Raw genomic sequence first — 12,698 nt, 5'->3', positions numbered from 1 at the left:
CAATTTCGTTTTTATCTGTGATGGATATATTTAATTATTTGATAAATATCTAATAAAACTGTTCCAAAAATTAATGGTGTAAAAATACACCCTTAATTTTTGTTTTGTTTTGTCTTGGTTGGCAAAACCAATACCGATCTATATCTCTTTCAACAAACTTACGTCGATAATATCATCTTTAACAATTTGTCTCATTACTTCTAAATCCCTTTCCGCTACTGATTCTATACTATTTAAATAATCAATGACATTTGCCTGCCTTTTTATCTCATTTTGCATAAACGAATTTTCCCAAATCAATGATTCTAAATTAGGATTACTGATATCTAAATCATCAAGTTCCTGAATAAACATATCAACAGTATCTGTTGCATAAGTCGAAACATCGACAATATTTTCTGTTTCTTTATCTTGTAAAAAATATAAAGTACTCAATATTGATGTACAAGCATCTAAAGCAAAAGAGACTAATATAGTACTATAATCCTCAGTATCTGGAATAATCGCTTTAACAGTATCTATATAATTATCAATATTAGGATCTTCAATCTTTTCAAGTAAATTCTAATATAAAATTGAAATTATATTATTTAGTTCCGATGGATTACCGCAGCTATATTTTTTAGAAAAATAAACATAGTTAGGTAAAAGCCTTTCACATATCAATAGTGAAAATGTAATTTTTTTCTCGTCATTTAACAAAAGTAATTTTTGTTGTATCATATTTTTGTAACTAAATAAGTTTGCACTTTTTATTATCCCTCCTTAAATAATTAATAATATGTCTTACCTATCTTTCATTATCCGAATATTTAAAATTATAACCTCGTATAATTTTGTCCATTTGGATAAACATTCTTTAAACTAAAGTTTGTTAGCAAACATTTCGGATAATGCTTCTGGCAATTTTATAAATTTTTTATCCTCGTCGGTTCCTGTTGAGAATAAACGAAATTTGTTATTGTGAAACCAATAATAATTTTGAGTTATATTTCCTGGGTCTTCATTATAAAATTTCTCAATCGTGGGATCTATTACTTCAATTAATTCAAGAATGTTATTTGTTTCAATTGGATAAACCAATGCAGTCCCTTTAGTTGGAATAGCAACTAAACTTCCAAAATTTCCAATTACATAATCAGCCTTATTTTTCAAATTAATCATAAATGAAGATGAATAATCACCACTCGTAAAAGAAAATACTTTAAATTTTTCAGCAAACTCATATACTTTAATTTCAATTTCATCTTGTGGAATATTTTCTAAAGCAGTTTCAAACAATTCATTCTCTGTTTTTTCCCATTCCAAAATTTCATCTTTTAAGATATAATGAAATTGTTCTTCGAATTCTAAAACTAAAAAGGTATTAGTATCGGGAAAATCAATTCTATGAACATAATTTGAAATATCATCACCTAAATTAAAGTTATTTCCTTTTATCAAAACCCTTAAAAATTGAGAGGCGTATTCGAAGTCTTTGTATAAATATTCAAAAGCTGAGTTATTATACTTTAATTTATTAAAATGATCGAAAATTATTTCTTTCCATTTTAGCTTTTCATTACCCGATAGGACTCTAACCAAATTGTCCAAATAACGATGTTGAATTTCATTATTAATTTCAATCACAATTTCTCCCTCATCAATTTTAGAAACTAATAAATTCTGCTCTTTATGGTAAAGTAATGAGAAATCCAAAATAATATTATAATCATCTTTACTAATTATTCCTTTATAAATTTGGGGAAGTTCGTATTCTTGTTTTTTTTTAAATATATCAAATATGCTCATTGTAAATTGTCATTCAGATGTTAAATGATTAGGTTATTTATTAATTAGCTGTCTACTAGTCTTTATTTGCACTGATTCATAAATTAATTCTAAAGATAATAAAGTTCAATATTCTACTATCAATTTAATGTTACAACCTCATTTATTTTCTAATTTCAAACCTAAAGTATATTCCAATATTCTAAAAAAGGGCGATCATATGTCACCCTTTTCTAAAAATTTCGTTATCGTTTCTCTAATCTAAATCAATACTTATTTCTTGTAAAACCTCATTACTGATCCAATAATTTTTTCCGTTTTTTTTGACAGATCGGCATTGACTTTTTATGAATTTAACAATTTGTGAGTAATATGCTTTTAACTCTACGGATGCTTTAAACTCATCCGTGCTGTTTAGATGGATAAATTTTGAATAGAAATCCAACTCGCTACGCTTATATGGTATTGTCGAATCCTCTGCGTGTCCTAAATAGAACACTAAATCTAAATAGGGGCCACCAACTCTTTGACTTATTTTATACTTAGTCTTATTTTCAATTAATACTTCTAAAAAATTAAGATCTTCACTAGCATAACTAGAGTCTAATAAAAAATATCTAATATCTCTATTTTTCATGCAGTTATTGAAATCTTCGGTATCTTCCAAAATCCTATATTTTTTACTTTCGTATAAAAGATCTGGAATAATATTTGTTCTTTTAGACAGAATAAAATTTACCAATTTTATTCTGTCATTATCATTTATATAAAATTCAAATTGAGCCATAATTAATTACCAACTTTATGTGTTTCATGTGGTATTTTTAATTTAGTATATTCCGCTTCACGTTCAACATTTCTTTTACTTTTTGGTCTTCTTTCAGCTTCGTATATCATTTTAGTCTTACCCGTTTCTTTATCTACTACTTGAACGTCAGGTCTTCTGTTTGAACCTTCTACTTTAATTTTCTTTTCAGTTACCACATCATCGTTAGGGTGATCTTGTTTTGCTTTTTGCTCTAGATCTTTCACTTTTTGTTGGTGATCGGGTTTACCTTTAGCCCCGTCAGGATTTGGTGCCGTTTTGGTTTTAGTTTCCTTATTATCTGCACCCGAATTATAATCTGCATTACTACTTGAAGAATTATCTCTACCTGTAAATGCATCCCAAAGCATCACACCACCACCGATTATAAGAGAACCAACAGCAACCACACCCGCAGCGGGTTCTAAAACAATTCCTTGTGGCCCTACACCAGCTACTGATATCGCAGCAGCACCACCGAGACCTGCAGCGATAATTGCAGCACCGCGACCCGGACCTGGACCTTCTGTTGGACTCATTCCATCAGGATCTACAAAATACACAGGATTATCAAATGCATAATTATACGGTGTATGTCTACGCATTTCTTCAGCCTTAGGATCTATATTCATCCAACGACCAAGCGCTGGATCATAATTTCTTGCACCATAGTCGTAAACACCAAGCCCCAGCTCGTCTTGGAGCTCCTTGCCGTTGTACTTATACTTATTCACCGTTGCCAAATAATCATTATATCCTTTATGTTTTAAACCAAAAGGATAATAATTATTCTCTTCAATAATTTCAGGAACGTTTTGTGCATTTCGGGTATAACTTAAACGAACATTTCCTAAATGATCTTTGTATTGGTAAACATACGAAAGAGCATTATTCTCATTTTTCACATAACCCTCTGCTGTCGGAAAGAATTCTAAAACATTGTCTTTGTACTGGTAACTGTTCAAATAATTGGTAGTTGTAGTTACTGTATTTTCAGTTACAATTTTCTCAATTTTTTGTCCTGTTGCAGTGTAAATATACTCAATACTGCCGGTGGTTCCAAATGTTATTTTCTTTGGCAAATTTAAGTGATTGTAAGTAATTTCTGTGATGTTTTTGTTCTTATCGGTAATCATATTCCCATAATCATCATAGCTGTAATCATCGTCTGTTTTATTGGCATCATTAAATCCACTCACGTTATTCGAGTTATCGGTCACTTTTGTAAGTTGATTGGAATTGGCCGGATAAGTATATACCAAATCATCAATATCGATGTTTCCTACCTGAGGGTCGTAATCTCCTTTTCTGCTTATGGTTTTGATATTTCCGTTCTTGTCATAAGTCAGGTTTTCATCATAAGCGCTGGTAGTGATACCGTTCTTTTCATAAACTGCATTTTTTAATCGGTTGAGTTTATCGTATTTATAGCCATAGGCTCTTTCGTTTAAATCGGTAGCCGTTTTCCATAAGGTTTCAGAGATATTCCCATTGTACAATGGACTTACTCCCGATACATCTGTCTGAGTAGCATCATAATTAATCTTAAAAGCAAACAAATCTACCGTATCTGTATCCTGTTGCAAATTAGCTGTATTATTGATTTCTTTGAGCCATCCCCTGATATTATATTTAAAATCTACTTTTTGCAAATTGTTTCCAACTCTTTTGCTTTCAAGCTGTCCCAGAGCATCATATTTATTGTCAGTCAAAAGTTCAATTGTTCCACCGTTTATCTGATGGGTATGGGTAAGAAGACGATCCTGACCTGAATACGTAAATTCTTCTCTTACTATAATTTCTGCATTCCCGGAACTACGTTTGTGTCTGGTAATGCTATACAATGTTTTTCCGGCAAAATCGAGTTTACTCTCACTTGAGGTATAACCTCCCAGATAATTCTGAAGATAATTTTTTATTGGTCGCGCTTTGTCATCATAAAATATAGTATTGGTCTCTCCTGCCGTTGAAGATGCAGTAGTTACAGCTCTTGTCCAGCTTCCTGAGACCATTCCTTTCACATTTTGCAAAACGATTTGATCTTCTACTGAAGAAGGTAAAACCTGTGCATTTGGAAATACATAATTATCATAATAATTAACCGTTAAGAGATTAAAACTTACAGGCTCAATTTGATTAGTATAGTATGTTTCGATTCCGTCGATAGTTCCCGAAGCCTGCTTGCTTTCAAATAAAACCGTTGCACTGTTCTGTGCATCCTGAAGGGATTTACGCGAAGCTGAATTAGAGGTTTGATTTCTCCATCCTGTATAAACAGGTCTTCCAAAGGCATCATATTTAGTAATAATCCAGCCTATTGCACTTTCTCCCTTAAAAGGTGAGATCGCCGGTCCTGTAGCAACAGGACGATCCAGTTTATCATAAACGATAAACTCCCATTGTTTACCCGGTAGTTTTTTCTCCACCAAACGATTTTTATCGTCGTATTTATATTGGTAACATAAACCACTTAGGACATTAAAATCAATATTTCCTTCTGCTTTTGGCGGAATCACATAGGTCAAATTTCCATAAATATCATAGACATAATAGGTATCGTGTTTTTCTCCACCATCGTAGGTTCTTTTTAAGACAACCTGCCCTTCCTTGTTTTTGAATTCAACCGTAGAACCGGAACCTTCAGCAGGACTGGCAGATGTATTCTCATCATAAGTTACGGTTTTATATAACACATTTTCCTCATAAGTTCCTCCATCAGAAAATGAAATATCATACAACCCCGAGCCGGCATTCCACGTTGCTGAGGCACTATATAATTTTATGGCATCAGACGATTTATTGGTCTGATACTCTATTTTAATTTCGTGACCGCTATCCATGGCCCAGGAAGTTCCGGGTGCTGCTTGTCTTAAGACCCTGTTAAAAGGCGAATTTTCCAATTGTTTTTCTGAAAAAGAATTCGAACCATTATCATACAAACCATTATAAAAGGAACCTGATGTACTAATCGCCGTATTGGTGTCGATTCGACCATAATTAGTCCCTCCATTTACAACAGCATAAGGCAGATATTCTTTTACTTGCCTGCCAAAACCGTCATACTCAAAGGGGGTAACAAGATCTTCTCCATTACCTCCCTGTCCAATCACTCTTGTTTGAACAGAACGACCTAATCCGTCGAAATAGGTCAGGTTCTGAGTCATTTCCTCTTTGGCCAGAGAGCTTAAATTTGCTGACTGAACTGCTTTTTTAGGAGCTATGGTATAAATGAAATTATCGTCGCTGAAAGTTTGGGCTTTGGCACTAAAAACGATCAATGACAGTATTAGAATTTCTATATATTGTTTCATTAGTATTAAATTTTACCTTTTTACTATTAATTTCTAATCAATTGATCCAATGTTACACTAGCAATTCTATTTGTAGGTGGTAACGTAATGGTAGCCAGCTTACTTGTCTGACCTGCAGAAAATACTACTGTTTGAGTTACACTAGATCCTACCCCGCTTGTTCGGATGAAATTGATCGTAAAATAAAGTGTAGCACCATTATGAGCCGTACCGGAAGCCATAACATCTAGACTAAGCTGTCTGGTAGAAGCATTAAAAAAATATTCATAACTAAAACCTACAGAACAGCCGCCATTTGCATTAGCATAAGCCTGTCCATCAGTATTAAATTTGGCTAGACCTAAAGCATCTGCATCGGCCTGAGAAACTGTTGATGTAACTGCGCCAGCGCCCTGAGTGTAATTCACAACTGATCCATCTCCATTTTGTCCACAATTGTTTTTGGTAAACGATCCACTTCTCGCAATACTATTATAAAGACAAATGCCATTTGTATTTGCATATTCCTGTCCATTATTATTTACCTCAGATTGCGCTAAATTATCTGCATTCTCTTGAGAATTTGAGATATATTTTCCACTTGGAACACTATAAGTAACAGAACCTCCCGTCAAACCAGCGCCACAATTGTTTTTGACAAATACTCCTGACCTAGCTGTATTGTAAAAAAAACATTCCGCTATCATATTTGCAAAATATTGCCCATTTGCATTCATTTCATTTTGTGCTAAGTTATCTACCAATACTTGTGATCCTCCAGTATATTTTCCGGCGGGAACAGTGTAAGTGTAAGTACCCGGGGTACTGTTTGCGGGACAATCATTTTTGGTAAATGTCTGACTAATTGCTGCATTACTATATGTACAAGTTCCATTTGCATTTGCATTGGCTTGTCCATTTGAGTAAAATAAAGCAAGTCCTTTTGCATCTGCATCAACTTGTGAGATATTTGAAATTTCTGCCCCTGCCGTCTGACTATAAGATACACTTGATGGTACTCCTCCCGGACCGCAATTATTTTTAGCAAAAGAGCCGCTTTGCGCCACACTGTAATACGTACAATATCCGTTTGCATTGGCATAAGCCTGGCCATCATTCATAAACTTAGAATACCCTAAAGCATCGGCATCCGCTTGGGAAGTGGTAGAAGTTAAAACTCCTCTGTTCTGACTGTAAGTCACGCTTGAACCTGCTCCGCCTACATCACAATTATTTTTTATAAACGAGCCATTTCGTGCTACGCTGTAAAATATACATACTGCTTCTGCATTTGCAGCATTTTGTCCATAAGCATTGATAGCATTTTGTGCTAACTGATCTGCATGCTCCTGAGAAATAGTACTTGTATAGGTTCCGTATGAAACAGAATAAGTATATGATCCCGGATCAGTGTTAGCTGGACAATTATTTCTAAAAAACACTTTACTTACTGCAGCATTATAAAATGTACATGTTCCATTTATATTGGCATAATATTGACCATCCGTATTGAATTTAGCATATCCTAATGCATCGGCATCTGCCTGAGAAAAATTTGATATTGATGCTCCTGTCGTCTGATTGTAAAATAGACTTGAAGGCGTTCCACCCATAGCGCAATTATTTCTTGTAAACCAACCGCTTTGTGCGACACTGTAATAAGTACAATATCCGTTAGCATTAGCATAAGACTGACCATCTGTATAGAATTTAGCAAGTCCCAATGCATCAGCGTCAGCTTGCGAAATATTTGATGTTAAAACTCCGGCTGCCTGATTGTAATTCACATTTGAACCTGCTCCTCCGACAGCGCAATCATTTTTAGTAAATGAACCGCTTTGAGCAACACTATAATAAGTACAATATCCATTGGCATTGGCATAAGACTGTCCATCATTAAAAAACTTAGAATATCCTAAAGCATCGGCATCAGCTTGTGAAATATTTGAGGTTACAACTCCAGCTAACTGACTATAGGAAACTGTTGCCCCTAATCCTCCGGAAGCACAGTCATTCTTAGTAAATGAACCACTTTGGGCAACACTATAATAAGTACAATATCCATGGGAATTGGCATAATTCTGACCATCAGTAATAAACTGAGAATATCCTAAAGCATCAGCATCAGCTTGCGAAATGTTTGATGTTACAACTCCTGCTGACTGACTGTAAGATACTGTTGATCCTGATCCTCCTGCGTTACAACTATTCTTAGCAAACGAGCCACTTTGTGCAACACTGTAAAAAGTACAATATCCGTTAGCATTAGCATATGACTGACCATCATTTATGAACTTAGAATATCCTAAGGCATCGGCATCAGCTTGTGAAATATTTGAAGTTATAACTCCAGCTGACTGACTATAATTTACATCTGAACCTGATGCTCCTCCAGGACAATTATTCTTAGTAAATGAAGCACTTTGTGCAACACTATAATAAGTACAATATCCATTGGCATTGGCATAATTCTGTCCATCATTAATAAACTTAGAATACCCTAAAGCGTCAGCATCAGTTTGTGAAACATTTGATGTCATAACTCCAGCTGCCTGACTGTAAATTAAACTTGAACCTGATGCTCCGACAGCGCAATTATTTTTGGTAAATGAACCACTCTGAGCCACACTGTAATACGTACAATATCCATTGGAATTGGCATAATTCTGACCATCAGTAATAAACTTAGAATATCCTAAAGCATCTGCATCAGCTTGCGAAATGTTTGATGTTACAACTCCTGCTGATTGACTGTAGGATACTGTTGATCCTGATCCTCCTGCGTTACAACTATTCTTAGCAAACGCGCCACTTTGCGCAACACTGTAAAAAGTACAATATCCGTTAGCATTAGCATATGACTGACCATCATTCATGAACTTAGAATATCCTAAGGCATCGGCATCAGCTTGTGAAATATTTGAAGTTACAACCCCAGCTGACTGACTATAATCTACATTTGAACCTGATGCTCCTGCAGGACAATTATTCTTAGTAAATGAAGCACTTTGTGCAACACTATAATAAGTACAATATCCATTGACATTGGCATAATTCTGTCCATCATTAATAAACTTAGAATACCCTAAAGCGTCAGCATCAGTTTGTGAAACATTTGATGTCATAACGCCAGCTGCCTGACTGTAAATTAAACTTGAACCCGATGCTCCAACAGCGCAATTATTTTTGGTAAATGAACCACTTTGGGCAACACTGTAATATGTACAAGATCCACTTGCATTGGCATAATTCTGCCCGTCTGTATTGAATTTATTTAATCCTAAAGCATTTGCATCTGCCTGAGAGACTGTTGATGTCACTGCACCTGCTCCAAGACTGAAACTTACACTTGAACCTGACGCTCCGGCAGGGCAATTATTCTTGGTAAACGAACCGCTCTGTGCAACACTCTTATATAATACGACACTTGTTGACGAATTATCACCACAGTCTATTGTCTGACCTTTGTAATTATAACAATATTTTTGGAGTACATTCAGATCTTTATCTTTCACAAATCGTAATCTACCATCACGATCATATTCATAATATGAAGAAAATCCTTTCGGATCTGTAACACTGGTAACACCAACTAAAGGATTATAAGTATAAGTTGAAATAAACGCATCTGAAAACGAGTTCCTAAATGAGTTCAATGCGTTTCTCAACACCTGTTCTGAACAATCAGCAGACATACAGTTATCTGAATCGCTATTAGAAAGAGTCTGTAAATTTGTTATCGTTTCCGGACTAATTGATGAATAAGCTGTATTTTCAATTTTTGCAATTGGATGCATTTTATTATATCCCCATATTATAGAAACTGGTAATCCTCCTTCTTGTGTATACTGCAATATATTGCCTCTGTCATCATATAAATCATAAGTGATTTTTTTGTCCAAAATCAAATCAATTTCTGCTGTACCTTTATTTGCATAAACAGATTTTGGAAGAAGCAAATTGTTTGTAGAAGAACTTTTATCATAATTCGTTAATTGTTCCGATATTTTTACTCCTCCTTTAAATGTTTGTGTGTTCAAAGGAACTCCTATTAAATAAGCTGCCTTCAATTCGTTTATAAATGGTTTAGATGTCATTTCCGAATCCCCCGCATAAAAATACTTTGATTCAAGAATTTCACCTTTTGAGTTTTTAACCGTCTGTGAGGATAATTGAAGATGTTCCGGATTATTATAATTAAAATTGGTAGTAGTAATTACTTTTCCTGTCAGGCTATTAGATGAATCATAATAATAGCTCGTTTTCTCAGAGGCTTTTTGATAATACCATAGAATGAGAATATCATATGTTATCGGCTCTATAACGTCCAGCACTCTGATATCCAGTCCATTTGCATAATAGGGGCAAGTTAGCACAAAAGGATTATTTGGATCTTCCGTTATATTTGTTTTACCTAAACGCCACATCTTAAACCCTTTGTATCTTGAAGTATTTGTCGGATCTTCAATATAAGTATTTTTTTCTTCCTCGATCAACTCATTGCTTAGTCCTATCGTTTTATAAATCTTTTTATTTAATACTTTACCTCTTTTCCATGTTGTTGATATTTGTAATCCTGGATTACCTAAAGGAACATCATCTGAAGCTGTAGTAAATTCATATAAACTGACAATATTATTGTTTTGATTTAATACATCAACTTGTTTCTCTTTTACATATTTATAGATTACCGTGTTTCCTTCTATTCCATATCTTGAATTTGAAGTGATACTGGATGTATTCTGAAGATCATAAAGTGGATCACAACCATTCGAACCACTCTGTGAGGTAGAACATGGATAAAAATTATAATTCTTAAAACTCATAGTTTCAAAAGTGGCACTCAGCTCATTTATCAATTTACCACTGGTTTGAAGAGGTTTTTCAACATCACTGTAATCATATTCTTTCTTTGAAATTAGTGAATTGTCATGATTGTAGTTTTCGATACTTTCAATTCGCAACCCGGCTCCTAAATTATTTTTAGGTGTTGGGTCATTATTTGTATATTTTAATTGCAGATTATTTACACTATAAAATTTACCGTAAACTTCCACCTCTATTGTTCCTGACTCAGGTAACTCAACTGGAATATTATATTCCTGTCTTACTAATTTTCCCGAGTTATATACTTCATTTTGCCCTGAAAAAACCCTCACTTTTGCATAATGGTATTTTAATAATGTTGGATTATCTCCTTCTGGCGCATCCAGTTTAAATGTCAACAAGCCTTTAGCTTCTATAGCAGTAAACGGAATTGAAACATAATTAACACATTCTAAAGGATCCGGATTATCACATACCATTCCGTCAATCCCTGGCTTTTCTTTAACCTGAAGTGTCCCTCCAGTGCCCTGAATAACGGGACTGTTTATAATGTTTGAATTATACTTATCAAAAAGGTCAATTCCAAAAAATTGGTTAGCTGCATAGTTAAACTTTGTATACCCTTTTGTAGGATAATGAATTTCCTTCAGAATGCCTGTCTGATTCACTAAAGGGTTGACTCTTCGGTCTGCTTTCCCAATCTCGGTTGGATAGGGATATGAAATATAATGCTTAGGAATCAGGTCCTGGTTACTTCTCTGATTGTAAAAACCAAAATAATCCTGTTCTTTAGACTCTTTGTTAGGTAGTGCAATATTCGAATAAACAAATTCTTGTTCATTTTTACCATACAAATCGCTAATCTTATCCAGTTTTAATCTTTTGCCGGTGTAGTTACTGCCCGAACTGGATGAAGTAAAGTAAGAATATTGAAATACAAATCCCTTTATACTTGTAAAATCTCTAACTTCTATCTTACTCAAATAACTATTTCCATCTCTCAAATCTTGTCTTCCGGCAGTCTTACTAAAAATAACCTTTGAGTTCCCTTCATTAAAAATTATTTCTTTTATCTTTTTTGATAATGTTACAACATTACTTTTTTCGTCTATTACCGCTCCAACCTGCGTATACTGCGAAAATGCTGAACATTTTTCCCGATCACTCTTAGTGATTTTTTTTATATCTACTCTTTGAGAAAAACTCAAATCTGTAAGTCCCCCGTCGTCCTCATATAAAAACTCTATTTTATTGTTTGACGGGGTTTTAATTTCATCAACATACCAGGCGCTAATATATCTGTCATCATGGGTCAAAGCTTTCACTGAAATTTCAGTTGTATTAAGAGAATATACATTACCCTGAGGATCTGTAATTTTAAATCTCATGTTTTCTCTACTACCCCCTATAAGTTCAACTTTAAAAGCATTTGGAGGAATCGTCACCACCTTTTTTTCTTTAAGATTGTCTATGTAAAAACTACCATTCGCAGTAGGAGAAGAAAATACATACATGTCTTTAACCCTTGACCTGTCAAGGCTCGTATTTAACATGGAAACATCATTATGTCTGTAAGGATGTTGCTTGAAAAAAGCGATTATATCATCATCATTTGGAATTACATCAACGTCAGGATAATTCTCATCGATTTCATCTCTTGGGCTTAAAATAACCTGAGCACCAGCATTTAAATTCCATCCTAGTCCGACCCATGTTGCTTCCTGATTGACTTTGATTCCAGAAGCATGATAGTCCAAAGAAATTGGAAGTTTAAACCCTTTTATATCGACACTATACAATGGTATTGAGATACCAGGAACACCTGTAGAAAGATCAACCGGATACTCTCCGTATTTCAAAAAAGCTGCTGCTTCTGGAGTTTTCGGAGCAAAATCAGGTATGGGAGAAGTATTTCCTGTTTGTGCTTGTAAGGACGTTGAAAAGTTTATAAATAATAGTAGAAACAACAATACTATTGTTTGAATTGAAAGGATAAAATGCTTCAT

4 protein-coding genes and 1 pseudogene are annotated in these 12,698 nt (G+C 34.3%); all 5 read right to left on the bottom strand.

Going from position 1 to position 12,698, the window contains the following annotated elements:
* Positions 1-138 precede the first annotated feature (138 nt).
* Positions 139-723: pseudogene (locus ACFS3A_RS00510) on the bottom strand (DUF416 family protein).
* Between the two features lie 141 nt (positions 724-864).
* Positions 865-1,791, bottom strand: coding sequence for a hypothetical protein (locus ACFS3A_RS00505; protein WP_379823195.1), 927 nt, complete (start codon positions 1,789-1,791; stop codon positions 865-867).
* A 235-nt stretch (positions 1,792-2,026) separates the two neighbouring features.
* Entirely contained in the window at positions 2,027-2,557 is a 531-nt protein-coding gene (locus ACFS3A_RS00500) for a hypothetical protein (protein ID WP_379823194.1), read from the bottom strand.
* 2 nt (positions 2,558-2,559) lie between these two features.
* Positions 2,560-5,886: a DUF6443 domain-containing protein gene (locus ACFS3A_RS00495; protein WP_379823192.1), complete on the bottom strand. Its 3,327-nt coding sequence runs from the start codon at positions 5,884-5,886 to the stop codon at positions 2,560-2,562.
* A 26-nt stretch (positions 5,887-5,912) separates the two neighbouring features.
* Positions 5,913-12,698 (bottom strand): DUF5977 domain-containing protein, encoded by a 6,786-nt coding sequence (locus ACFS3A_RS00490; protein ID WP_379823191.1) that lies wholly within the window; start codon positions 12,696-12,698, stop codon positions 5,913-5,915.

This window comes from Flavobacterium notoginsengisoli (assembly GCF_042686225.1).
Lineage (GTDB): Bacteria > Bacteroidota > Bacteroidia > Flavobacteriales > Flavobacteriaceae > Flavobacterium > Flavobacterium notoginsengisoli.
This window is presented reverse-complemented; position numbering and strand designations above follow the sequence as displayed.

Bases quoted from the DNA above. Each gene is read 5' to 3' on its own strand.
- ACFS3A_RS00505 (WP_379823195.1), bottom strand. From the start codon at position 1,791: ATGAGCATATTTGATATATTTAAAAAAAAACAAGAATACGAACTTCCC.
- ACFS3A_RS00500 (WP_379823194.1), bottom strand. From the start codon at position 2,557: ATGGCTCAATTTGAATTTTATATAAATGATAATGACAGAATAAAATTG.
- ACFS3A_RS00495 (WP_379823192.1), bottom strand. From the start codon at position 5,886: ATGAAACAATATATAGAAATTCTAATACTGTCATTGATCGTTTTTAGT.
- ACFS3A_RS00490 (WP_379823191.1), bottom strand. From the start codon at position 12,698: ATGAAGCATTTTATCCTTTCAATTCAAACAATAGTATTGTTGTTTCTA.